General features: G+C 65.0%; 24 protein-coding genes. 15 read left to right on the top strand and 9 right to left on the bottom strand.

The window, feature by feature from the left end:
• Positions 1 to 128 precede the first annotated feature (128 nt).
• The 5 genes from PVV74_RS22225 to PVV74_RS22205 all read left to right on the top strand — a co-directional run bounded on the left by PVV74_RS22225 (position 129) and on the right by PVV74_RS22205 (position 4,932).
• Positions 129 to 542: a universal stress protein gene (locus PVV74_RS22225; RefSeq protein ID WP_274594696.1), complete on the top strand. Its 414-nt coding sequence runs from the start codon at positions 129 to 131 to the stop codon at positions 540 to 542.
• A gap of 97 nt (positions 543 to 639) precedes the next feature.
• Positions 640 to 2,883, top strand: a complete 2,244-nt coding sequence (locus PVV74_RS22220; RefSeq protein WP_274594695.1) for a mechanosensitive ion channel domain-containing protein — start codon at positions 640 to 642, stop codon at positions 2,881 to 2,883.
• 281 nt (positions 2,884 to 3,164) lie between these two features.
• A complete protein-coding gene (locus tag PVV74_RS22215) occupies positions 3,165 to 3,353 on the top strand; it encodes a hypothetical protein (RefSeq protein WP_274594694.1) in 189 nt (62 codons plus the stop codon).
• Positions 3,354 to 3,421: 68 nt separating this feature from the next.
• Entirely contained in the window at positions 3,422 to 4,294 is an 873-nt protein-coding gene (locus PVV74_RS22210; RefSeq protein WP_274594693.1) for an S-methyl-5'-thioadenosine phosphorylase, read from the top strand.
• A 14-nt stretch (positions 4,295 to 4,308) separates the two neighbouring features.
• A complete protein-coding gene (locus PVV74_RS22205) occupies positions 4,309 to 4,932 on the top strand; it encodes a LysE family translocator (RefSeq protein ID WP_103763090.1) in 624 nt (207 codons plus the stop codon).
• Here the strand turns inward: PVV74_RS22205 and PVV74_RS22200 are convergent.
• Positions 4,929 to 5,096 carry a hypothetical protein gene (locus PVV74_RS22200; RefSeq protein WP_170067184.1) on the bottom strand — a complete coding sequence of 56 codons (168 nt, stop codon included), beginning with the start codon at positions 5,094 to 5,096 and terminating at the stop codon, positions 4,929 to 4,931. The genes PVV74_RS22205 and PVV74_RS22200 overlap by 4 nt on opposite strands.
• Before the next feature lie 189 nt (positions 5,097 to 5,285).
• Here PVV74_RS22200 and PVV74_RS22195 point away from each other — a divergent pair, with 189 nt between their 5' ends.
• Positions 5,286 to 5,825 carry an adenine phosphoribosyltransferase gene (locus PVV74_RS22195; protein ID WP_103763089.1) on the top strand — a complete coding sequence of 180 codons (540 nt, stop codon included), beginning with the start codon at positions 5,286 to 5,288 and terminating at the stop codon, positions 5,823 to 5,825.
• Here the strand turns inward: PVV74_RS22195 and PVV74_RS22190 are convergent.
• A complete protein-coding gene (locus PVV74_RS22190) occupies positions 5,822 to 6,640 on the bottom strand; it encodes an LOG family protein (RefSeq protein ID WP_103763088.1) in 819 nt (272 codons plus the stop codon). The genes PVV74_RS22195 and PVV74_RS22190 overlap by 4 nt on opposite strands.
• 88 nt (positions 6,641 to 6,728) lie before the next feature.
• Here PVV74_RS22190 and PVV74_RS22185 point away from each other — a divergent pair, with 88 nt between their 5' ends.
• The 4 genes from PVV74_RS22185 to PVV74_RS22170 all read left to right on the top strand — a co-directional run bounded on the left by PVV74_RS22185 (position 6,729) and on the right by PVV74_RS22170 (position 9,747).
• Entirely contained in the window at positions 6,729 to 7,655 is a 927-nt protein-coding gene (locus PVV74_RS22185) for a threonine/serine dehydratase (protein ID WP_274594692.1), read from the top strand.
• A 123-nt stretch (positions 7,656 to 7,778) separates the two neighbouring features.
• Positions 7,779 to 8,378, top strand: coding sequence for a DUF1236 domain-containing protein (locus PVV74_RS22180; RefSeq protein ID WP_274594691.1), 600 nt, complete (start codon positions 7,779 to 7,781; stop codon positions 8,376 to 8,378).
• Between the two features lie 176 nt (positions 8,379 to 8,554).
• A complete protein-coding gene (gene dapD, locus PVV74_RS22175) occupies positions 8,555 to 9,382 on the top strand; it encodes a 2,3,4,5-tetrahydropyridine-2,6-dicarboxylate N-succinyltransferase (protein WP_103763085.1) in 828 nt (275 codons plus the stop codon).
• 32 nt (positions 9,383 to 9,414) lie between these two features.
• Positions 9,415 to 9,747, top strand: coding sequence for a hypothetical protein (locus PVV74_RS22170; protein ID WP_103763084.1), 333 nt, complete (start codon positions 9,415 to 9,417; stop codon positions 9,745 to 9,747).
• Positions 9,748 to 9,760: 13 nt separating this feature from the next.
• Here PVV74_RS22170 and PVV74_RS22165 read toward each other — a convergent pair whose 3' ends face one another.
• Together PVV74_RS22165 and PVV74_RS22160 are read right to left on the bottom strand one after the other, a co-directional pair.
• Positions 9,761 to 10,831 (bottom strand): Hint domain-containing protein, encoded by a 1,071-nt coding sequence (locus PVV74_RS22165; protein WP_103763425.1) that lies wholly within the window; start codon positions 10,829 to 10,831, stop codon positions 9,761 to 9,763.
• Positions 10,832 to 10,833: 2 nt separating this feature from the next.
• A complete protein-coding gene (locus tag PVV74_RS22160) occupies positions 10,834 to 12,420 on the bottom strand; it encodes a Hint domain-containing protein (RefSeq protein WP_274594690.1) in 1,587 nt (528 codons plus the stop codon).
• Between the two features lie 296 nt (positions 12,421 to 12,716).
• On the opposite strand from PVV74_RS22160, the gene dapE reads away from it, so the two are divergent.
• The 3 genes from dapE (at position 12,717) to rnr (ending at position 16,897) form a co-directional block, all read left to right on the top strand.
• Positions 12,717 to 13,874 (top strand): succinyl-diaminopimelate desuccinylase, encoded by a 1,158-nt coding sequence (dapE, locus tag PVV74_RS22155; protein WP_274594689.1) that lies wholly within the window; start codon positions 12,717 to 12,719, stop codon positions 13,872 to 13,874.
• The gene (locus tag PVV74_RS22150) at positions 13,874 to 14,452 is read left to right on the top strand and encodes a TIGR04282 family arsenosugar biosynthesis glycosyltransferase (protein ID WP_274594711.1); all 579 of its coding nucleotides are present in this window, start codon (positions 13,874 to 13,876) and stop codon (positions 14,450 to 14,452) included. Before dapE ends, PVV74_RS22150 begins: the two co-directional genes overlap by 1 nt.
• 153 nt (positions 14,453 to 14,605) lie before the next feature.
• Entirely contained in the window at positions 14,606 to 16,897 is a 2,292-nt protein-coding gene (gene rnr / locus PVV74_RS22145; protein WP_274594688.1) for a ribonuclease R, read from the top strand.
• 87 nt (positions 16,898 to 16,984) lie between these two features.
• On the opposite strand, the gene PVV74_RS22140 is transcribed toward rnr, so the two are convergent.
• The gene (locus tag PVV74_RS22140; RefSeq protein WP_103763080.1) at positions 16,985 to 17,938 is read right to left on the bottom strand and encodes a calcium/sodium antiporter; all 954 of its coding nucleotides are present in this window, start codon (positions 17,936 to 17,938) and stop codon (positions 16,985 to 16,987) included.
• A gap of 172 nt (positions 17,939 to 18,110) precedes the next feature.
• Here PVV74_RS22140 and PVV74_RS22135 point away from each other — a divergent pair, with 172 nt between their 5' ends.
• Together PVV74_RS22135 and PVV74_RS22130 are read left to right on the top strand one after the other, a co-directional pair.
• Positions 18,111 to 18,800 (top strand): helix-turn-helix transcriptional regulator, encoded by a 690-nt coding sequence (locus PVV74_RS22135; RefSeq protein ID WP_274594687.1) that lies wholly within the window; start codon positions 18,111 to 18,113, stop codon positions 18,798 to 18,800.
• Positions 18,801 to 18,897: 97 nt separating this feature from the next.
• Positions 18,898 to 20,244, top strand: a complete 1,347-nt coding sequence (locus tag PVV74_RS22130) for a lytic murein transglycosylase (RefSeq protein ID WP_274594686.1) — start codon at positions 18,898 to 18,900, stop codon at positions 20,242 to 20,244.
• Here the strand turns inward: PVV74_RS22130 and PVV74_RS22125 are convergent.
• From PVV74_RS22125 to PVV74_RS22110, 4 genes are read right to left on the bottom strand one after another with little or no spacing between them, the layout of a single operon-like run.
• Positions 20,222 to 21,082, bottom strand: a complete 861-nt coding sequence (locus PVV74_RS22125) for a class I SAM-dependent methyltransferase (protein WP_274594685.1) — start codon at positions 21,080 to 21,082, stop codon at positions 20,222 to 20,224. The genes PVV74_RS22130 and PVV74_RS22125 overlap by 23 nt on opposite strands.
• Entirely contained in the window at positions 21,079 to 22,041 is a 963-nt protein-coding gene (gene speB / locus PVV74_RS22120) for an agmatinase (protein WP_103763076.1), read from the bottom strand. The genes PVV74_RS22125 and speB overlap by 4 nt, the downstream gene beginning before the upstream one ends.
• A complete protein-coding gene (locus tag PVV74_RS22115) occupies positions 22,038 to 22,892 on the bottom strand; it encodes a C40 family peptidase (protein ID WP_274594684.1) in 855 nt (284 codons plus the stop codon). Before PVV74_RS22115 ends, speB begins: the two co-directional genes overlap by 4 nt.
• A complete protein-coding gene (locus tag PVV74_RS22110; protein WP_274594683.1) occupies positions 22,889 to 24,268 on the bottom strand; it encodes a leucyl aminopeptidase family protein in 1,380 nt (459 codons plus the stop codon). Before PVV74_RS22110 ends, PVV74_RS22115 begins: the two co-directional genes overlap by 4 nt.
• Positions 24,269 to 24,315 lie beyond the last annotated feature (47 nt).

Raw genomic sequence — 24,315 nt, 5'->3', positions numbered from 1 at the left:
GGGCTTGACCCGGGATCGTCGCATCTCTTAAACCCCCGGACCAAGCCGGGGGACCCCTCTGATTCATTTCCCCCCTGCCGCCCGCCATCCCGCCCTTTTCATCCACACTGCATCATTTGGAACACCCGATGGCTTCCGACACCGAACTTCTTCTCTGCCCCGTCAACCTGCGCCACCTCGAAACCCACACCCGCGCCTATGAAGAGGCCGTCGCAATGGCCAAGCGCCGTGGCGCCAAGCTGATCGTGGCCACCGTCGCCCCCGAGATGGAGCGAAACCTCAACATCCGCGACTCCGAGGCATACTGGTCCCAGCAACTGGCGAAATTCATCAAGGACAACCCCGCTGACGGGGTCGAGGTCGAAACCGTGGTGCGCAAAGGCGCGATCCACCGCCAGATCGTCAAGCTTGCCTGCGAGCGCAATGTGGATGTCATCGTGATGAACTCCGCCAATCCCAAGGTGCAGGATTACCTGCTCGGCACCACGGCCAGCCACGTCGTGACCCACGCCAAGTGCTCGGTCTACGTGGTGCGCGCCTGATCCCGCGGGCTGCCTGACACCCCACCAAGGTCAAGGTTGCGATCAAGAGTGACAGTGCTAAGTGTCTCGCAAACCGAAGACCAGCACTGGACGACCGATGTTTCTTTTGACCCGTATTCTGCTCGTGGCCGCGCTCGGCCTGTTTTTCCTGACGCCGGCCAGCGCGCAAGAGGCCAACGTGCCTTCCGCCGAGGCACAGCAGCTCATTGACCTGCTCGAAAACCCCGAGGCGCGCGATGCGCTGATCCAGTCGCTGCGCGGCGCTGCCGAAACCACCACCGCCGACGAGGTCGTCGATCCCGAGGAAGATACCTCCATCGGTCGCCAGTTGGCCGATTTCACCAAGTCCTTCTTCGAGACCGCCGCCACCTCCATCGGCTCCGCCCTCAGTGCGGTCATCGCCCTGCCTACCACGCTCATGGCGCTGGAGGGTGGGCAACTCGACGTGCTGTGGGAGGCGCTCCAGGCGCTCGCCGTGGTCATCGTCGTCACCGTTGGTTCCTATCTCCTGCTGCGCGCCGGCGCGAAGCTGATCTATCGCCGCATGGGCGACAAGGCCCATGACTGGGGCTTCGTGCGCACCCTTGCGGTCGTCGCGGCCACCACGCTTATCGACATCCTTGTGGTCCTTGCGGCTTGGGGCCTGGGCTATCTCGTTGCGCTTTATCTTTACGGCGAAACCGGTGTCATCGGCGTGCGCCAGACGCTCTATCTCAATGCCTTCCTGCTGGTCGGGCTGGCCAAGGTGGCGCTCCGTGCGGTCCTCGCGCCCACAACCCACGAACTGCGCTTCATCGCCATCTCCGACGTCGCCGCCCGCCGCATGTCGTCGTGGTTCGGCGCCATTGCCTCCGTGATCGGCTACGGCCAGCTTCTGATCGTCCCCATCGTGAACCGGCAGGCCTCCTATGCCGCCGGGCGGGGCATCTCGACCCTGCTGGCCTTCATTGCCATCGGCATGGCCGCCATCCTGGTGGTCCGCTCGCGCAAGGACGTCGCCGGCTGGATCCTCGGCCCCACCCCCGAGGAGCGGCCCAGCGCCCTGCGCTTCATCGGGCGCAATTGGTACATCCCCGTGCTGCTCTATCTGGCCGGCCTCGCCGTCATCGTGGCCGCCCGCCCCGACGGCCTCATCCTGCCGTTACTGCTGAACTCGGCACAGGTGATCGGCATCATCGTACTGGGCATCCTGCTCTCCGGTGGGCTGTCGCGCTTCGCAGTGCGCGGCATGCACATGCCGATGAACGTCAGCAGCCGCATGCCCACGCTCGAGCCGCGTGTCAACTCGCTGCTTGGCCGCGTGATCCAGGTCGTGCGCGTCTTCATCGTGATCGGCGTCCTGGCCTTCGCGCTCGACGCCATCGGGCTTTGGGACATTTCCGGCTTCATGCGCAGCGAATTCGGCACCTGGGCCGCCGGCGCCATCGTCAGCATCGCCTTCATCCTGCTGACCGGCGCGATCCTCTGGCTGGCGCTGGTGTCTTGGGTGGACTATCGCCTCAACCCGGAATTCGGCTCCGCCCCCACATCGCGCGAGATCACGCTCCTGACGCTCTTGCGCAACGCGGCCACCATCGCGCTGTTGGTCATCATCCTGATGTTCGTGCTGGCCGAACTTGGCGTCGACATCGCCCCGCTCATCGCCTCCGCCGGTGTGCTGGGCCTGGCCATCGGTTTCGGTGCCCAAAAGATGGTGCAGGACATCATCACCGGCATCTTCATCCAGTTCGAAAACGCCATCAACGTGGGCGACGTGGTCACGCTGGGTGGCACCACCGGCACGGTCGAGAAGCTGACCATCCGCTCGGTCACCCTGCGCGACCTGCACGCCGTGGTGCACGTCATCCCGTTCTCGTCCGTGGACATGGTGTCGAACTACGTGCGCGATTATTCCTACTTCGTCGCGGATGTGGGCATCGCCTACCGCGAGAACGTCAACGACGGCAAGGATGCCATGGTCGACGCGTTCGAGGAGTTGCGGGCAAGCGAAGCCGGTGAGAGCATCACCGGTGATCTCGAATGGTTCGGCGTGCAAGCCCTCGGCGACAGCGCCGTCGTCCTGCGCGCCCGGATAAAGACCGTGCCCGGCACGCAATGGGGCATCGGCCGCGCCTATAACGAGATCTGCAAGCGGATCATGGACGAGCGCGGCATCGAGATCCCCTTCCCACATCAAACCGTCTACTTCGGCGAGGACAAGGACGGCACCGCCACCCACCTGCGCCTCGACCGCGCCGCGGACGAGGCCAAAACGATCGAGGGGTCCAGCCAGCCCGCGGCGAAGGACACGAAGAAAACCAAGGATCCTCATCTCGACATGGAAGACGACGCGGACGTCTGACGGTGCGACATTTAATGCGCAGAGAATGCCCCGGAAAATGTGCATTTTCCGGGCGACACCGTGCGGTCCGTTAACCCGCCAAATTTGCAAAAATCGCACCGTCGCGATACCACTGAAATACCGATGCGATACCGACGTCACGTTTTCACGGTCAGGCGGCCCGTTAACCCTTGCGCCCACAATGTGCAGAAATCTTTTTCGTGACACATTTCGGGACGATTGTCGCCACGCAGCGTGATTATCCCCGTTTCATCAACCTATTTGTGGAAGGGTAGGAAACGATGGGATTTGAAACCAAAAACGACATCCGCGATTTCGTGATGCAAGAACGCCAACGCTGCGTCTCTGACCGGGAATGGAAGTTCCGTCTGCGCGGTTACGGCTTCGCCATTCGCGACACCGAGCGGGGCCGCATGGTCACCTCGCTGATCGGTCGCGGCGATCTCTGCACGCTGGCTGCCGGCGCCTGATACCGTCGTTACAGGGTTGAATTTCCGCGCCGCACGGTATTCGCTGTGGCAAAGCGGAAAGGACACCCATGACATCCTATCTCGGCGTGATCGGCGGCTCCGGCCTCTATCAGATCGACGGCCTGCAACACCCTGAATGGGTCACGGTGGACACCCCTTGGGGCGCGCCCTCCGACCAGATCCTTACGGGTATGCTGGGCGACACGTACATGGCCTTTCTGCCCCGTCACGGGCGCGGCCACGTGCACAGCCCCTCGACGGTGCCTTACCGCGCCAATATCGACGCGCTGAAGCGTCTGGGCGCGACCGACATCATCAGCGTCTCCGCCTGCGGCTCGTTCCGCGAACAGATGGCGCCGGGCGATTTTGTCATTGTGGATCAGTTCATTGACCGCACCGTCGCGCGCGAGAGCTCCTTTTTCGGCCAGGGCTGCGTCGCCCATGTCAGCGTCGCACATCCGACCTGTCCGCGGCTTGGGTCCGCCTGCGCCGAGGCCGCCCGCGCGGCCGGTGTTACCGTGCATGACCGCGGCACCTACCTCGCCATGGAAGGCCCGCAGTTCAGCACGCTTGCGGAGTCCAAGATGTACCGCGACAGCTGGGGCGCTGACGTCATCGGCATGACCAACATGCCCGAGGCCAAGCTCGCCCGCGAGGCCGAGCTTTGTTATTCTTCCGTCGCCATGATCACCGATTATGACAGCTGGCACCCCGACCACGGAGAGGTCGACGTCACGCAGATCATCGCGACCCTTCTGGGCAACGCCGACAAGGCCCGCGACATGGTCGCCCGCCTGCCCGGCCTGCTGGGATCGGACGACCGTGACGCCTGTGCCCATGGCTGCGACCGCGCGCTCGAACATGCCATCCTCACCGTGCCCGAGGCCCGCGACCCCGCCCTGGTGTCGCGCCTGGACGCCGTCGCCGCCCGTGTCCTTTAGAAAGGTTTAACCCGATGCCCCTAGACCTCTGGCTGACATTCGTCGCGGCCACCATCGCGCTGCTGCTGATCCCCGGCCCGACCGTGCTGCTGGTCCTGTCCTACGCGCTCAGCCAGGGAAAACGCGTCGCTGTCGCCAGCGCCACCGGCGTCGCCCTTGGCGATTTCATCGCGATGACCGCGTCCCTTCTGGGGCTCGGTGCGCTCGTTCTGGCCTCGGCCACGCTGTTTACGGTCCTGAAATGGATCGGTGCGGCCTACCTCGTCTATCTCGGGGTCAAACTATTGCGCAGCCCGCCCAGCACCGGGTTGGATCACACGGCAACCGGCGCGAAACCCGCGCGGGGCGTCTTCTGGCACGCCGCCGCCGTCACGGCGCTGAACCCCAAGTCGATCGCGTTCTTCATCGCCTTCGTTCCGCAATTCGTAAGCGTTGACAATGCGTTAGCGCCGCAGTTTGCCATCCTGGTTGCTACCTTCGTTGCCCTTGCCTGGATAAATGCACTGGCATACGCCTTGCTTGCCGACAAGTTGCGTCAAACCATCGGGCGGCCCTCCGTCATCACTTGGCTCACCCGTGGCGGCGGGGCGGCGCTGGTGGGCATGGGCGTCATGACAGCCGCCCTGCGCCGGGCCTAGCCGTTCTTCTTGATGAATTTCCGGATGAACCCGCGGATTTCCCGCGCCGCGCTGGTGTCCATTTCCTTGCACAGTTCAATGAATCTGTCGCGGTCATCCTTGTTCAGCCGCAGGATCAGCTGGCTGTCTTTCTTCCCGGCTTTCTTGTCGTCACTCTTGGCCACGCGAGCTCCTGATTTGCGTTTTCCGTCACCGGTATCGCAAAGTATATACAAAGCATATGCAGCCTTGGCAAACCCTCTTGTAAATCAATTCCTTGGGCGTCAATACCCCGCCGATCTCAGCCAAACCTTGCGATTTTGCGCCAGTTGCGCCAAACGCAAAGACGGACAGGCCCAACCGGAGATACAGCCATGCCCAACGCGAAAACGGTCAAGGATTACATCCGCACCATCGTCGATTTCCCGCATGAAGGCATCATGTTCCGCGATGTCACCACGCTCTTCGCAGACCCGCGCGGGTTGCGGCTGGCGGTGGATCAGCTGCTGCACCCCTATGCTGGGATGGAGATCGACAAGGTCGTGGGGCTCGAGGCACGCGGCTTCATCCTGGGTGGCGCGGTGGCACACCAGCTGGGCAAGGGCTTCGTGCCGATCCGCAAGAAGGGCAAGCTACCCGGCGCCGTGATCTCGGAGGAGTATCAACTGGAATACGGCGAGGCGATCGTCGAGATCCATGACGACGCCATCGCCCCGGGCGAAAAGGTCTTGTTGGTCGACGACCTTCTGGCGACCGGCGGCACCGCCGAGGCCGGGATCAGGCTGATCGAACGGCTTGGCGGCGAGATCGTCGGCTGCGCCTTTGTCATCGACCTGCCCGATATCGGCGGCCGCGCCCGGCTCGAAGCGCTCGGCATGGATGTCCACGCGCTCTGCGCGTTCGAGGGCGACTAGAGCTCTTCGTACCAGTCGTCGATAATCTTCACCGCCTCCTCGGCGGTCTCGACGAACTGAAAGAGGTCCAGGTCCTCGGCGCTGATCGTGCCCGCGTCCGACAGGGCTTCCCAGTTGATGATCCTGCGCCAGAATTCCTCACCGAACAGCAGGAACGGAACCCGCTTCATCCGGTCGGTCTGGATCAGCGTCAGCGCTTCGAACATCTCGTCCAGCGTGCCAAAGCCGCCGGGGAAGCAACAGATTGCCTTGGCCCGCATCAGGAAATGCATCTTGCGGATGGCAAAGTAATGGAAGTTGAAGCATAACCCCGGCGTCACGTACTCGTTCGGCGCCTGCTCGTGCGGCAGCACGATGTTCAGCCCGATCGACGTACCGCCCGCATCGGCAGCGCCCCGGTTCCCCGCCTCCATCACGCCGGGCCCGCCGCCCGTGGCCACGACGAACTCGCGCCCATAGCTCTGCATCGACTTCTCGGTCAGTATCTTCGCAAAACTGCGCGCCTCGTCGTAAAAGCGTGACAGGCCCGCCAGCGTCTCGGTGCGCGCGGTGTCCTTGACGGCCGGTTCGGGAATGCGCGCGCCGCCAAACAAGACAACCGTGCTTTCGATGCCGCGTTCGTTCAGGATCATCTCGGGCTTCAGCAATTCCAGCTGCAACCGCACGGGTCGCAGCTCATCACGGCACAGGAAATCGTCATCGGCAAAGGCCAGCCTGTACGCCGGCGCACGGGTCTGCGGCGTGTCGGGCACTTGGGCAGCGGTGCTGCGGTCGGAATGCGCATCCCGGAACTGGCTATTGCGGTCGTCTTTCATCCTGCACTTCCCTGTTGGGTTCGTTTCCTCAGGCGTATAGGGTTCCGCACGATTTGCCTAGCCACGGGCGCGTGCGAAAGGGGTTGAAATGGACTGGAAAACCGAGATCGCCGCCGCGAAATTCCGTATCGCCCCGCACCTGCGCCGCACCCCTGCGGCCGAGATGTCGGGCTTTGGCTTGGATCACCCCATCGAGGTCAAGCTGGAGCACACCCAGCATACCGGCAGCTTCAAGCCGCGCGGCGCCTTCAACACCCTTCTGTCACAGGACGTTCCCAAGGCCGGGCTGGTCGCGGCCTCGGGCGGCAACCACGGCGCGGCCGTGGCCTATGCCGCCGCCAAGCTGGGCCACCGCGCGCGCATCTACGTGCCTGAAATGGCCGGCCCCGCCAAGATCGCGCTGATCCGCGACCAGGGCGCCGACCTGCACTTGGTCGAAGGCGCCTATTCCAACGCGCTGGATGCGGCAAAGGAATACGAGGCCGAAACCGGCGCGATGCAGATCCACGCCTATGACGCCCCCGCCACCGTGGTCGGCCAGGGCACCTGCATGGCCGAGTGGGAGGACCAGGGCCTGAAGGCCGACACCATCCTGATCGCCGTCGGCGGCGGCGGCCTGATCGCCGGCGCACTGGCCTGGCTCGACGGGCGTCGCAAGGTCGTGGCCGTCGAACCTGCAACCTGCGCTGCGCTGAACGCCGGGCTAAAGGCGGGCAAAGGCGTCGATGTCGAGGTCTCGGGCGTGGCCGCCAACGCGCTCGGCGCCCGGCGCATCGGCTCGATCTGCCTTGACCTCGCGCAGCAGAACGGCGTGACCGCCGTGACCGTGGATGACGAAGCCATCACCGCCGCCCAGCACGCGCTCTGGAAAGACGCCCGACAGTTGGTCGAACCCGCCGGGGCCACCGCGCTCGCGGCCCTGACCAGCGGTGCGTACCAGCCCGACAAAGATGAACGGGTCGCGGTACTTATCTGCGGCGGCAACCTCGCACCGGACCCGCTATCGGCGGATTGACGCCCGTTTTCCCTCGGTGCCGGGCCGCGTGGGAACACTCTCCGAAATCACGGCGTTGAGGCTTCAGAGTGCCGACGGACATCCCGTCCGTACGGCAGATTATGTGAGTGAGGAGGACTACCCATGAAAAAGCGACTTCTGAGCCTGACCCTTGTCAGCACCCTCGGCGCGGGCGCCGCGTTGGCCGATGTCGACGCGACCGCCGTGACCGACCTGAACCTGCGCGCGGGTCCCAGCCCGGCACAGCCCGTGATCGACGTCATTCCCAATGCCGGCGCCGTCAGCATCCAGGGCTGCATCGAAGCCAGCTCGTGGTGCGAGGTCAGCTATAACGGCACCCAGGGCTGGGCCTATGGCGACTATCTCGCCGCGTCCACCGATGCCGGCTCGGTCCGCGTTATCGAGAACCGCAGCGCCATGAACCTGCCGACCGTTACCTACGAATACAGCGAAGCCGATACTGTCGATGCCGGCGGCACCATCACCCCGCTGGCCGACAGCTATGTCGGTCCGATCGACCCGGTTCAAAGCGAAGTGGTCTACGTGCGCGACAACCCGATGGACCCCTATTACCTCGACGGCGAGGTTGTAACCGGCGCCACCCTGCCCGAGGTCGTGGACCTGCGCACAGTTCCGGACTCGGAATATCGCTACGCCTACGTGAACGGCGTGCCCGTGCTGGTCGAACCGGCCGAGCGTCGCGTGGTCTACATCGTACGCTAACTCCCACGAATTCAAGATGCAGACCGGCGGGCGCCCCCAGAGCGGCGCCCGCTTTTTAATGTTCCCATTGCGCTTTCGCCGGTGAAGGCCCGGCGCAGCGCCGCATTGCGATCTTTCCCGTCCACCCGTATAGGGCATTCCAGCACAACACGACCTGCCACGGGAGCACGCCAGAGATGTCCAACGCACAGCTTGAAACAGCCATCGAGTCCGCATGGGAAAACCGCGATCAGATCACGCCCAGCACAGGCGGCGAAACCCGCGAGGCGATCGAGGATACGCTCAACGCCCTCGACAGCGGCAAACTGCGCGTGGCCGAGCGTCAGGAGAACGGTGACTGGCACGTCAACCAATGGGCCAAGAAAGCCGTGCTTCTGGGCTTCCGCCTGAAAGACATGGAACCCCAGGCCGGCGGCCCGCAGGGCAGCACCTGGTGGGACAAGGTCGACAGCAAGTTCAAGGGTTGGGGCGACACCGAATGGAAAGAGGGCGGCTTTCGCGCGGTGCCGAACTGCATCGTTCGCAAATCGGCCTATATCGCGCCCGGCGTGGTGCTGATGCCCTCCTTCGTGAACCTCGGCGCCTACGTGGACGAGGGCACGATGGTCGACACTTGGGCCACCGTCGGCTCTTGCGCGCAGATCGGCAAGGGCGTGCACCTGTCGGGCGGCGTCGGCATCGGCGGCGTTCTGGAACCGATGCAGGCCGGCCCTACGATCATTGAAGACAACTGCTTTATCGGCGCCCGGTCCGAGGTCGTCGAGGGCTGCATCGTGCGCGAAGGCTCGGTTCTGGGCATGGGCGTCTACATCGGCAAGTCCACCAAGATCGTCGACCGCGAAACCGGCGAGGTCTTCATGGGCGAGGTTCCTCCCTACTCGGTCGTCGTGTCGGGCTCGATGCCGACCAAGAACAACCTCAACCTCTATTGCGCCGTGATCGTTAAGCGGGTGGATGAACAGACCCGCTCCAAGACCGCCATCAACGAACTTCTGCGCGACTGATCCCTGCGCGGCAGGCCCGGCACGAGGTCCTCATGGCCAAAGACCCTGACAAGAAGAAACCCCAGCAAGTCTTCACCCTGCTGGTCGAGATCGGCCGCAAGCAGGGCGACGGCCTGCCGGAAAAGGCCACGGGCGCTGCACTCGTGGTCTATGCCTCCGGCGTGGACGAGGCCGAGGCGGTACGCGAAACCGTGGCGATCCTGAAACAGGCCGACACCGCGCCGCTTGACGTGTCCGGCTATGGCACGCTCGACGAGCGGTTGGCCGAAGGCCACGAGATCAGCGACGACGAGACGGAATTGATGCAGCGCGCGCTGGATGAAAACGCTGTGATCGTTGCCCAGATGACGCCCTTCTACGACTGACCTTCCGCGCGGTTCAGGCCGCGCGGCTTGTCGCCAGCGTCACCGCTTCGAACGGTTTCAGCACCGGCCAGACCGGCTTGGCGTGTTCCGGCAGACGATTGCGGTCGAACGTAGCCAGCACACTTGCCGCGATGGCCTCGGGCTTGCGGCGCATCCGGCCAATGTAAAGGCTCTCCAGCGCACATCCCGCCGCCAGCACCGCTTCGTGACCCGGCAACAGCAGGTGGTGATAGGTCACCAGGTCCGGCCCCTTGGCCTTGAACGCCGAGCGGTCATTCACCAGGTGCCGCGCGGGCACCAGCACCGCCTCGCGGCCGAACATGTACTCCACCTCGCTGCCATGCATCACAAGCCGCTGCTGCGGCGAGACCACGATGTCCTTGGTCAGCTTGAAATAGGGCGCCCGCAGGCGGATGGGCCGGAAACTGCCGCGCGCGGGCACGGTCCGCTTGACGACCTGCAACACCGGCACGCGCTGGCCATCGTCCGTCACCACGACATCGCCGCGCCGGATCTCGCCCGCCGGGCGCTCCCCGCGATCGGTCATGATCGGCACCTGCGATGTCAGTGCGGGCAATGGCCCCACCGGCTCGATCTTGTCCGAAAGCGCGAGGAACACGACCTCCTCGTCGACCTCGAAATTGCAGCCATGCGCGAAGATGGCGTTCAGATCGTCCACCGGTAGCGGCAAGGTGGCATTCAGCGCGACACTCTCCACTTGGTCAGTCTCGGGCCGCTCCAGCGTCAGCCGCGCCCAGCCTTCGGCGCTGTCCCACGAATAGGTCAGCCGCAGGATGTCCAACCGCCCGTCGCCCTTGAGCGGCAGGGTCGCATGGCAAATATCGTCGCCTTGCGCGTTCACCAGCACGATCCCGCCCTGCGGCAACGCCTGGATCGTGAACAAACCGGGCATGGGCCACGTCCGACGGAACGCCAGCAATGTCTGCGGCCGGATCTGGGCCGAGATACGGGTCTCGACCACCAGGCTGCCGCGGTGCAACACCCGGTCCGCGCCGGTATCCGTCAGCCGCGGGTCCGGTTTGAACCAACCGTCATTGAGATCTCGCAGTCCGATCCAGCCCATTGTCACGCCGCCCATTTCTTGGACAGGATCTGCGCCTCGTAGCCGCGCAGTATCCGTCGTGCCGCAGGGCTGTACCCCTCGGCGGTTTCCGGGTTGATTTCGGGGAAAAGGGTGCAAATTTCTTCCAGCACCTCTGCCTCGAAACTGTTCTTGATCTGGGATCCGGGCAGGAAGCTCTCGGTCGGCAACCCTTCGGACACGATCACTTGGTGGCGGTCGAACAGCAGATGGAAGTAATCCACACTCTCGACCTCGATGCGCCGGACGCTCCGGTCGTTGACCAGGTCCTTGGCCGCCACCAGCACCTCGCGCTCGCCGAACAGCAGCTCGGCCAGGCTGTCGCGGATCAGCACCCGGTGCAGCGGCGACAGCCAAAGTTCGCCATGATCGCCAAACGTGCCCGCCAAGATGCGGATCGGTGCATAGGGTCCGGCACCCGCCACCTCGCGGTGGCCGACCCAGCGCAGCGGTTGCAGGCCGTCGTCTCGTGTCGCCACCAGATCTCCCACCCGCAGGTCTTCGACTTGCACCTCGCCGCGTTCGCACAGAATACGCGACCCGCGCACGAAACACGGGATCGAGTTCAGCGTGACAAAGCCCGTATCGCTCTGCCCGTTCGTGCTCTCGACCGTGTAGGTGAAATTGACTTCCTCGACGTCGCCGTCCCCGACGACCGTGATGGTGCCGTCCGCGCTCAGCAGCACCGTCTGGCCCGTGGCCAGCGTAACAGTACTGCCCGCGACGACGTCCTGACCGTTGATCTGCGTGATTGTCAGTGCGCCGCTGGTGTTGTTGACGTCGTTGTCCAGGACATCCAACGTCTTCGCGCCTGTCGGAAACAGGTTCGACACATCATCCTGCGCCACCAGCGTCGTCTGCACGCTGTCGCCCGCGATGATCAGCGTCGAATCGTAGTTGGCGTCCGTGACGTCCGCGATCCCGATCCGGATCGAGTTCACGTCGCCCGAATTGACCGGGATCGTCAGCGTCATCGTGACTGTGAAACCGTCCATCTCGGTGTTGTACTGGTCCGAGGTGTTGTCGACGAAAAGGTTCGCGTTCGACCCGGCGTTCAGGTTGTTGGGGTCGATATCCCCGTCTCCCACGCTCAGCGGAACCTGTGTGCCATTGATCCAAACACCGACGAAATCCTGGAACGCGCCGGTCGCGTACTCGGGAAATTCCTCCGACGCAAAGACGAACTGCATCGTCATCACGTCCCCGGTCGGGATGAAATCGACGTCGAGGAAAGAGGCGTCGTATGTGGGCGCCCCCGCCGCCGCATTGAACATCAGGTCGTTGTTGGGACCGTTGGAACTGGTCGATGTCTCGCTGGACTGATTGGAATCGTTCGACCACCACCAGGTCGAATTGGTGAACCCATTCAGGTCCCCGGTCGAGAACATCACCCCGGTGTCCGACGGCATTACCCCCGGCGAGATCGAATTGCCTTGTGTGTAGATCCCCGAAGAGTCCTTGTCACCGGTGTAAGAGGCGCTGACCACCTGCACACCGTCACCAAAGATCGTCTCGGCCATTTCTACCGCCGACGCACGATCGTCTATAGGGATTTCAACGCCCCTGACCATACTGCCCACCTCATGTACGTCCAAGGTCAGCACACGCCAAGAATCGGCTTTTCCGGTGGTCCGGTCTGACACGTCGCGGCTTGTTTTTTGTGCCTGCTAACGTGTCGGGCAATTTGCCCAGCTGCTCTTTTGCCCTGCCTCGGGTCATTTATTAAGGATCAACTAACACGTTTCTTTCGCTTTGTTAAGAATTTCCGTCATCGATCATGCCCCGAGGACAAACTTTTTTCCGGGCGCGGGTTTGCGGTTACAAACCGTGCAGGCTAGGTCTGTCGAAACGTCACAGGAAACCCTAAATGCTGCAAAACTCCGCCCCGACCGACCCCGTTGACCTGACCGCGCAACTGGTGCGCTGCTCCTCGGTCACCCCCGAAGAAGGCGGCGCGCTGCAACTGCTTGAGCGTCTGCTCGCCGACGCGGGCTTCTCCTGCACCCGCGTGGATCGCAACGGCATCGCCAACCTTTACGCCCGCTGGGGCGACAAGAAGGCCACCCGCAGCTTCGGCTTCAACGGCCATACCGACGTGGTGCCGGTGGGCGATGCAGAAGCCTGGACCGCCGATCCCTTCGGCGCCGAGATTCGCGACGGCCAACTTTGGGGCCGTGGGGCCACCGACATGAAATCCGGCGTCGCCGCATTCGCAGCCGCCGCCATCGACTTCGTCCGCGACACGCCTCCCGAAGGCGCGGTGATCCTTGCCATCACCGGCGACGAGGAAGGCGATGCACGCGACGGCACGCTTGCCCTGCTCGACTGGATGGAAACCGAAGGCGAGGCAATGACCGCCTGCCTTGTCGGAGAACCCACATGCCCCGAAACCATGGGTGAGATGATGAAGATCGGCCGGCGCGGTTCGTTGTCCGCCTGGATCACGCTCACCGGCGTGCAGGGCCATTCCGCCTATCCGCACCGCGCTTGCAACCCGCTGCCGGCAATGGCGCGGCTGGTGGATCGCCTGTCGTCGCACAGTCTGGACGAGGGAACCGACCATTTCGACCCTTCGACGCTGGCCGTGGTGACCATCGACACCGGCAACCCGACGACCAACGTGATCCCGGAGTCCACGCGCATGACCGTGAACATCCGCTACAACGATTCCCATAGCGGCAACAGCCTGACGAACTGGCTGCAATCGGAACTCGATGACGTTTGCGCCGAGTTCGGCGTGCGCGGCGACATGCAGGTCAAGAACTCCGGCGAAAGCTTCCTCACCCCGCCCGGCCCTCTGTCAAAGCTTGTGTCGAGCGCGGTCGAGGCCGAAACCGGCGTCACGCCCGTCCTGTCCACGAGCGGCGGCACCTCGGACGCGCGCTTCGTCAAGGATCACTGCCCGGTCGTGGAATTCGGCCTCGTGGGCCAGACCATGCACCAGGTCGACGAACGGGTCGAGGTGGCTCAGATCGAACAGCTCAAGGCAATCTATGCCCGCGTTCTGAAAGACTATTTCGCGTGATCCGGCGACAGCTTGTCGTCATGCTGAAAGACCCGCGCCCGGGCCGGGTGAAAACCCGCCTGGCCCGCGATATCGGCACGGTTGACGCAACCTGGTGGGTCCGCCACCAGACCGCCGGCCTGCTGCGCCGCCTGCGCGATCCCCGCTGGAACCTCGTGCTGGCCGTCGCCCCGGACGTTGCGGGCCTCACCAGCCGCGCCTGGCCTGCCGATCTTGAGCGCAGACCCCAGGGCCCCGGCGACCTCGGTGCCCGCATGGCCCGAGTCATGCGGACCCGCCCGCCCGGCCCGGTCTGCATCGTCGGCGGCGACATTCCCGGCATCACCCGCGCCCATATCGCCCGCGCCTTTGCCACGCTCGGACGGCAGGACGCGGTCTTCGGCCCGGCCCCCGATGGTGGCTACTGGTTGATCGGGATGAAACGCACCAGCGCCGTTCCCCCGAATTTCCTGCAAGGCGTCCGGTGGTCCACCGAACATGCGCTGGCCGACAGCAGGGAGACCTTGCCGGGCGCGCGCATTGGTCTTGTCGATACGTTGCAGGACGTGGATACGATCAAGGACCTGAAAGCACTGTGACCGGTTTCGCCACGGGCAAGGCCCGCGTCGACCGGCTGGGGGTTTCACCCCCAGACCCCCGAGAGTATTTCCGGCAAGAAAAAGAAGGTGCGGCGGGCCGCGTCGGCAATCTTCGCATGGAACGCACCCCACCTTCGTGCTAGGTGCCATTGCATGAGCGAATTGCCCTCCAAATCACAGGTCCTGCAATGGATCTCGGACAATCCGACCCTGACCTCCAAGCGGGACATCGCCAAGGCGTTCGGCATCAAGGGGGCGGCGCGGATCGACCTCAAGCGCATCCTGAAGGAGCTCGAGGCCGAGGGGCATCTGGAAAAGCGCAAGAAAACCTATCGCGACCCCGACAAGCTGCCACCCGTGAGCGTGCTGCAAGTCAGTGACCAGACCCCCGATGGAGAGCTGCTGGCGCGCCCGCTGGAATGGCATGGCGAGGGGGTGGAACCGGTCGTCCTGCTGATCCCCCGCGCCAGCGATCCCGCGCTCGGCCCCGGCGACCGCATCCTGGGCCGCCTGCAAGAGGTCAAGGGCGAGGCGCATCACTACGAGGCGCGACTCATTCGCCGGATCGGGACCAACCCGCGCAAGGTGCTGGGCATCTTCAAGAAAACCGCCGAGGGCGGGCGCATCCTGCCGATCGACAAGGGCGACGGCAAGGAATGGACCGTGGCACCCTCCGCCACAGGCGGCGCCAAGGATGGCGAGTTGGTCGAGGCCGAACAGGCCGGGCCCAAGGGACGCATGGGCCTGCCGCAGGCCCGCATCCTGGACCGGTTGGGCGACCCGACCGCGCCCAAGGCCGTGTCGCTCATCGCCATCCATCAGCACGGCATTCCCGACGATTTCCCCGATGACGTCATCGCCGAGGCCGACGCACAGAAACCGCAAGGCCTCAAGGGCCGCGAAGACCTGCGCGACCTGCCGCTCGTCACCATCGACCCCGCCGACGCCCGCGACCACGACGATGCCGTCTGGGCCCATCCCGACGACGACCCCAAAAATGAGGGCGGGCACGTCATCTGGGTCGCCATCGCCGATGTCGCCTGCTACGTCACCCCCGGCTCGGCCCTCGATGCCGAGGCCCGCAAGCGCGGCAACTCCAGCTATTTCCCCGATCGCGTCGTGCCGATGCTGCCCGACCGGCTGTCCGGCGATCTCTGTTCGCTGCACGAAGGCGTGCCCCGCGCCTGCATCGCCGTGCGCATGCAGGTCGACGCCCACGGGACAAAGATCGGCCACCGCTTCGTGCGCGGCCTGATGCGCTCCGCCGCCTCGCTCACCTACCAGCAGGTACAGGCTGCCCGCGACGGCGACCCGGACGACAAATGCGGCCCCCTCATGGACGAGGTCATAAACCCGCTTTACGAGGCGTTCGCCGCCCTGCAGGAGGCGCGCGCCAACCGCCAACCGCTCGACCTCGACCTGCCCGAACGCAAGGTCGTGCTCAGCGACGAAGGCAAGGTCACCTCCGTCAACTTCGCCGACCGCCTCGATGCCCACAAGCTGATCGAGGACATGATGGTGCTGGCCAACGTGGCCGCCGCCGAGACGCTGATTGCCAAGAAATCCCCGCTCCTGTTTCGCGTCCACGAGGAACCACCGCCAGAGAAGCTCGACACCCTGCGCGAAGTGGCCGAGGCCGCGGGCCTGACGCTGGCCAAGGGCCAGGTGCTGAAGACAGCTCACCTTAACCAGCTACTGCACGGGGCGGCGGGCACGGACCACGTCGAAGTCATCAACCTCGCCACCCTGCGTTCCATGACGCAGGCCTATTATGCACCCTCCAACTTCGGGCATTTCGGCCTCGCCCTGCAATCTTACGCGCATTTCACTTCGCCCATCCGGCGCTATGCCGACCTGATCGTACACCGGGCGCTCATATCGGCGCATGGCTGGGGCGAGGACGGCCTGTCGAAATCCGACGAGGAGCGCCTGCAAAGCATCGGCGAGCATATCTCGGAAACCGAGCGCCGCTCGATGATGGCCGAGCGCGACACCAATGACCGCTACCTCGCCGCCTTCCTGTCGGAACGCGTGGGCGAGGAATTCACCGGGCGGATCAGCGGCATCGCCAAGTTCGGCGCCTTTGTCCGGCTGGACGAGACCGGCGCCGACGGCCTCATCCCGATGCGCGCGCTTGGCAACGAGTATTTCCACCTCGACCGCGACCGCGGCACCCTGATGGGGTCCGACACCGGCATGGTCATCGGACTCGGTCAGCGCGTCGTCGTCCGCCTCAGCGAGGCGGCACCTGTCACCGGCGGTCTCGCGCTCGACCTCGTGCGGCTCGACGGCAAGACGATCACGCCCGGCGGTTCGGACACGCCCCGCAAGGGGCGGGGACGCGGCAAGCCCAAGGGCGGGCGCGGCGGCCCCAAGCGCAAGCTGGCGCGCGAAAAGCACAAGTCCGACAAGACCAAGCGCAAGGTCTCACGCAAGCGTCGCTAAGGCGTTTCCGGGATGAATTGAAACGCTTTTCGCTGCCTCTTCGAACGCAGAAAACAATGCATTTTCATAACTGCCCCGGAAACGCCGCTAGATGCTCGCCAACAGCCAGACAATATAAGCAGCGTAGGCCGCCAGCAGCACGGCCCCCTCACGCCGATCGATCCGCGCGCCGGTAAAGGCGAACGCCACGAACACCACCGCCGACCCCACCAACACGGCCAGGTCCACCCCCGTGATCGGCAAGGGTGCGGCCATCGGCACCACCAAGACCGTCGCCCCCAGTATGCCGAGGATGTTGAAGATGTTGCTGCCGATGATGTTCCCGAACGCCACCTCGCCGTGCCCCTTGCGGGCCGCCAGCACCGAGGTCACTAGCTCCGGCATCGACGTGCCTATTGCCACCACGGTCAATCCGATCACCGCGTCGCTCATCCCCAGCATCTGCGCCAGCCCCACGGCCCCGGACACCAGGAACCGCGCCCCGGCCAGGATAACAACCAGCCCGATCAACAGCCCCAGCGCCGCACGGCCCGCCCGCACCGGCGCTTCGGGCAACAAATCGCCTTCCGCGGCATACACCTCGCCCGCCGCCGTCGGCCCCTTGCGCTCTGCCATGAAGGTAAAGGCCAGGTAGCCCGCCAGCGCGAGCACGAGCCCCAGCCCGGCCAAGCGCCCCATCTCGCCGCTCATTACCAGCGCCGCACAGACCAACGTCGCGCCCAGCATCACGGCCCCGTCCCGCGCCAGTGCCCGCCGCGCCACAAGAATGGGCGAGATCAAGGCCGCAATCCCCACGATCAACAGCGTATTGCCGATATTGCTGCCCACCACGTTGCCCAGCGCGATCCCCGGCGCACCGACCCACGCCGCCTGCAAGCTGGTCACCAGTTCCGGCGCCGAGGTGCCAAACCCCACGATGGTCAGCCCGATCACAAGCGGCGACACGCCTATCCCCCGCGCCAGTTGCACCGCGTTGCGCACCAGCAATTCACCGCCAAGGATCAGGCCTGCAAGCCCGGCGATCACGAAGACGATATCCAATTCAGGTAACTCCAATCCCGCGCATCAGACGCGTTGCAGCGAATCTGAGCAGGCTCCGTCCCAATTCAAGACGACACTGGAAAGATTTCGCTGCCGTGACAGGTTCATCGCGTCGCCTGCGGCCAAACTATGCTGACAAATCTTGTCACCATGTGGCAGCATACTCCGCGCCATGACCCGGACTGAACGCCTTTTCAAATTGATGCAGGCCCTACGCATCGTGCCGCCCCCCGCCACGGCGCAGGCGCTGGCGGACCGGCTCGACGTGACCGCTCGCACGATCTATCGCGACATCGACGCCCTTCGCGGTCTTGGCGCCGTGATCGACGGTGCGGCGGGCTTCGGCTACCGCCTGATCGAGGACGCCGCCCTGCCCCCGCTCAACTTTGACGAGGACGAACTCGAGGCGCTTGTGTTGGGCCTGCGCGAGGTCGAAGAGGTGGGCGACAGCACCTTGGCTGAAGCCGCGCAATCGGCGCTGGCCAAGCTGCGCGCCCGCCTGCCGCAGGCGCAGGCGCACCGGCTGGATCACGCCGTGCTCTCGGCCCGCCGCTTTACCCCTCTGCCGCAATCCGGCGTCGACACCGCCCGCCTGCGCCGCGCCACGTGGGAGGAAAAGACCATCCGTTTCGACTATTCCGACGCCGAGGGCCGCGAAACCACGCGCGAGGTCGACCCGTTGTCGGTCGTCCTCATGCAATCCTCGCTCTGCCTTCTGGCCTTCTGCCACCTGCGCGACGATTTCCGCGCCTTCCGCCTCGACCGGATGCACGGGCTGGAACTGACCGGCGCGTCCTTCCGCCCCCGCCGCGCGATCCTCCTGCGCGAATGCCTTGCCGCCATGACCTGCGACACGGCCTGAAGAACGGCGACACTTCGCCCGGCCCCATCATTGAACACTTTTGAAACACTCTGTTTCAGGCTATGCTCCAATCAAACCCATCCAAAAGGGGCGAGCAATGTTTGTCAGGTATCTCTTTCCAGTTCTGGGCGCTGCCCTTCTGTCCGGCGGCGCGGCGGCCACGGCCCTCGAATCGTCGATCCGGCCCGTCGTACGGCCCGCAGCGGCTCAGGCGGCCACGCCGACGCCCCAGGTCACACGAATCGCCGTCTCGACCAAGTCCCTTCGCCCGAAATTGCGCCCCGAAGCCTTGAGCGAAAGCACAGGCGAGGCGCAGGTCACCCGCGTCTCCAACCCCGCCTTCGACAATTGGGTCCGCTCGTTCCGCGGTCGCGCCCTGTCGCGCGGGATCAGGGCGCAGGTCTTCGACGCCGCTTTCCGCGGCATCAACTATAACGCGGACGTGGTCTCAAAAGACCGCAACCAGGCCGAGTTCAAACGCCAGATCTGGGATTACCTCGACAGCGCCGCCTCGCCCGAACGTGTCGGCATGGGCCAAAACGCCTTGCGCCGCCACCGCCGCGCCCTGAACCGGATCGAACAGGCCTACGGCGTCGAGGCCGAGGTCGTCACCGCCGTCTGGGGCCTGGAAAGCAAGTACGGCACCCGCATGGGCGACATCCCCGTGATAGAGGCGATCTCGACGCTGGCCTTCGACGGCCGCCGGGGCGATTTCTTCGAGAAACAGCTAATGGCGGCGCTGAAGATCCTGCAGAACGGCGACACCACGCCGCGAAACTTCACCGGCTCCTGGGCCGGCGCGATGGGCCATACGCAGTTCATTCCCACATCGTATGAAGCCTATGCCGTGGATTTCACAGGTGACGGGCGCCGCGACATCTGGTCCAATGATCCCTCCGACGCGCTCGCCTCCACCGCCGCCTATCTCAAGCGTTTCGGCTGGCGCAAGGGCATGCCCTGGGGCGTCGAAGTGCGCGTGCCCAATGGCGCCCGCTTCGGCAACACGAGCCGGATGCCCTCGCAATGGGCCGCGCAGGGCGTCGTCGGCGTCGATGGCCGCCCGGTGCGCGACTACGGCTCGGCCCGCATCCTGCAACCGGCGGGGCCTGCCGGCGCGTCCTTCATGGTCTTTTCCAATTTCGACGTGATCAAGCGCTACAACAATGCCGACGCCTACGCGATCGGCGTCGGGCACCTGTCCGACCGCATCAAGGGCGGCCCCGCGATCCAGGCCAGTTGGCCGCGCGGCTATACCCCCGTCAGCTTCGAGGAACGCAAGGAAATCCAGCGCCGGCTGAAGCAGATGGGCTATCCGCTGGAAAAGATCGACGGCATCATCGGGCCGAACACGTCCAAGTCGATCATGGGCTTCCAGCAAAGCGCGGGCATGAAGGTTGACGGCTACGCCTCGCGCGAGGTGCTCAACCGCCTGCGGTCGCGCTGACCATGTGCACCCGCCCCGGAATGCGCAGCGCGCCGTCCGGGGTCTCGAACGCTTTCAAGGCCTCGCGCAGCTTCGCCGCCACGGCGACATAGTCCTTGCGACCACCGCCCATGTCCTTGACGATCCTCCCGGCGGGCCCTTCGCGTGACGCGAAGGTGGCATTCTGCTCAAGGTCGCCAATGGGCGTCAGCGTGATTTCTTCCGTGGTCAGCCCGATCCCCTCGAACCCGGCCTGCCCCAGAATATCCCGCACGTAATCCGCCTCTGAAAATGCCATCGGCCCCGGCGCACGCGGGTCCTGTTGTGGGGGCGCGCCAACCACGGCCTTCGCCGCCTCGGCAGGGATGCGAAACCAGGGGTTGCCGTCCATCCCGGCCCAGCACACGAAGGTCATGCGCCCGCCCGGTTTCAACGCGCCCCGCATGTTGGCAAAGGCTGCCACGGGATCGGAAAAGAACATCACGCCAAAGCGCGACACCAGGTGATCCGCCGCCATGTCGCCGAACGGATGCACCTGCGCATCGGCCAAAAGGCAGGTCGCATTGGTCACGCCCTCTGACTCCAGCCGCTCTTTCGCCAGCTCCAGCATCGGCTCCGACACGTCCAGCCCGATCACGTGGCCGCCCTCGCCCACGAGCTCCACCGCGGCGATCAACCCAGCGCCTGTGCCGCAGCCGATATCGACCACGCGGCTCCCGGTTTGCAGTCCTGCCCGCGCCAGCAACAAGTCCAGCACCGGCGCCATCAGCCCATCGAACATTGCCTGTTCACGCACCCAGACCTCGCCCGCCTTGCCCGACCAATGCTCGGCCTGCTCGGTATTGACGATCGCACTCATTTTGCGCGTCCCGCGGCCATTACGCACAGGATCTCGAACATGATCGACACGCCCAGAAAGGCCGTGTTCCCACTGGCATCGAACGGCGGCGACACTTCGACCATGTCGGCGCCCACGATATTGACGCCCTCAAGTTCCCGGCAGACCTGCAACGCCTCGTACGAGTTCGGACCGCCCACTTCGGGTGTGCCGGTCCCGGGCGCAAAGGTCGGATCTACGAAGTCGATGTCGTAGGACACGTAAGCGGGCTTATCCCCCACGATCTCACGCGCCTCGGCCATCACGTCGGCCACGCCTCGTTCGAAGAACTCCTCGATCAGGATCAGCCGGATGCCCTCGGCGCGGGCGAAATCGCGGTCCTCGGAATCGTACATGCTGCCGCGCAGCCCGATCTGGACCACGCGCTTGGGGTCCAGCAGACTCTCCTCCACCGCGCGGCGGAAGGGCGTGCCGTGGGTGTACATCTGGCCGTTGAAATAGCTGTGAAAAAGGTCCGTATGGCTGTCGAAATGCACCATGCCCAGGGGGCCGTTTTTGGCGACCGCACGCAGCACCGGCAGGCTGGTCAGGTGATCGCCCCCCGCCGTCAGCGGCGTGATCCCGGCATCCACGACGCCTTGGTAAAAGTTCGTGATCCGCTCCATGCTGTCCGCGATATCAGCGGGGTTCGGCCCTACATCGCCCAGATCGGCACAGTTCAGCGCCTCGAACGGCCGCACGCCGCTCACCGCATGCTGCGCCCGGATCATGGTGGACGCATCGCGCAACTGCCGCGGCCCGTGGCGTGGCCCGGGGCGGTTCGTCGTTCCGCTGTCCCAAGGCACCCCGATGATCCCCACATCCACGTCGCCATACCGCGCATGATCCGGCAGCAGATGCGGCAACCGCATGAAGGTCGGCACACCGGCGAAACGCGGCAGCTCGAACCCGGAAACAGGCTGAAAGAACGGGTCACTCATGGCTTTGTCTCCAATCTCTTGCGGCCCGTCACCGGCCCGTCCCCCTGCGCCTCGATCCGCGCGATGGCCTTTTGCAATGGTTCATAAGCGACGGCCATGTGATACGCATTGGCATGCAGGATCGTCTCGGGGTCAACCACCCATGCCACATGCCCTTTCCAGAACAGCAAATCGCCACGCTGCAACGGCGCGTCTTCGGGCAGCGCCTCACCAAGCTCCGCCTCCTGCATGTCGCTGTCGCCGGGGCAGGCCACGCCGCAGGCCAGGCACCCGACCTGCACCAGCCCCGAACAATCGATCCCCAGCGCCGAGTTCCCGCCCCACACATAGGGCGTGCCCACAAGTCGCTCTGCCACGCCCACTGGATCGGCTTCGACCGCGCGGGCCACGCGCAAATGCACCGCCGGGACGTACATCCGGCCCTCCGGTGCCAAGATCTCGGCCCAACGCCCCTCGGTGCCGGTCACGCTCACCCAGGCCCCAAGGCTCAGCGCAAGATGCTCGGTCTTCGCCTTGAAATCCGGCTCCCCCAGCGCATAGGACATTCGCGCCCGCACCACATGGTTCGGCGGCCCTTTCGGCAAGGCAAGATCACCGGCCCCGATATACCCCGCATACCCATCGCGCAGCGCATAGCCAAAGACCCAGCCGTCCCGCTCCTCCAGCTGGCGCACACCCTCGCCAAAGACCAGTTCACGCTCGCGCTTGCCCTCCGGCTCCGACAGGATTGGCGTGACAGGCACGATCACCTGCCGGTCTTCGCCTTCCACGAACAACTCCGCCTCGACCTGTCCCAGAAGGCCCGCATCGGCCACGCGGCCGTTGGAATGCAGCCGCCGGCGGTCGGTCACAGCGTCAGCACCTCGGGCAAAGCCTCAAGCAGCGCCCGTGCGCCCATACCTACCCCGCCTTTGGGACGACCCGGCGCAGCACTCTGGCTCCAGCCGTAGATGTCGAAATGCGCGTATCGCGTAGCCCCGGCGAACCGCCGCAGGAACAGCGCCGCCGTGATCGCCCCGGCAAACCCGCCCTTGGGCGCGTTGTCCAGATCGGCAATCCCCGGCTCGATCATAGCCTCGTAGGGCTCATGGAACGGCAGGCGCCAGACAGGGTCTGCCACCTCCAACGCCGCCGCGTCCAGCGCGCCGGACAGCACCCCGTCATCGGTGAAATACGGCGCGATATCCGGCCCCACCGCCACCCGTGCGGCCCCGGTCAGCGTCGCCATCGAGATCATCAGGTCCGGTTCATCCTCGGCCCCAAAGCTCAGCGCATCGGCCAGCACAAGCCGCCCTTCGGCGTCGGTGTTGTTGATTTCCACCGTCATGCCATTGCGTGCGGTCAGGATGTCGCCGGGGCGAAATGCATTGCCGCTGACGGAATTTTCCACCGCCGGGATCAGCACCCGCAAGCGCACCGGCAGCTTCAGCGCCATGATCATCCGCGCCAGCCCCAGCACCGTCGCGGCGCCGCCCATGTCCTTCTTCATCAGACCCATGCTGGCCCCGGGCTTCAGGTTCAGCCCCCCGGTGTCGAAACACACGCCCTTGCCCACAAGCGTCAGGTTGGGCCCCGTATCGCCCCAGCGCATGTCGATCAGCCTGGGTGCTTGATCGGCGGCGCGCCCCACCGTGTGGATCATCGGAAAGTTTTCGTCCAGCAGCGCCTCGCCGCGAATGACCTCGATCACCGCGCCCTGCTCCTTGGCCAGGTCGGCGCAGGCCGCCTCCAGCTCGACCGGCCCCATATCCGACGCGGGCGTGTTGATCAGGTCGCGCGTCAGCGCCTCGCCGGCGGCAATCGCCTCCAGCCGGGCCGCATCGACCCCCTCGGGGGCCACAAGCGTCGCCTTGGCGGGTTTCTGATCCTTGTAGCGGTCAAAGGCATAGCCCGCGAACAGCCAGCCCAGCGCCTCTTCCGCGGCCCGCTCCGGCGCCAGCCCTTCCAGACGATAGACCCCCTCGGGCAGGCTCGCGGCCTGCCCGGCAAGGTGAAACCGCCCCCGCCTGCGTGCGGCCTCGGTACCATAGCCTGCCAACGCCATCTCCGGCGCGCCATTACCATCCGGCACCAGCAGCGACTGGCCCAGCCCGCCGGTGAATCCCGCCGCATTCACCCATGTCGTCACATTGGCGGACTGGCCTGACAGCCAATCCTCCAGCGCGTCCTGTTCGATCACGTGAAGCGGAAGGGCATCAGCCCCGTCCGGTGCAAACTCAAGCGGCATGGCGCATGTCCCGGGATGGTTTCGTTCCCGCTCAGCCTAGCCTTAAG

Source organism: Roseovarius sp. SK2 (assembly GCF_028807495.1).
Taxonomy (GTDB): Bacteria; Pseudomonadota; Alphaproteobacteria; order Rhodobacterales; family Rhodobacteraceae; genus Roseovarius; species Roseovarius confluentis.
The sequence above is the reverse complement of the archived record's forward strand: the minus strand, read 5'-3'. Positions and strand labels throughout refer to the sequence as shown.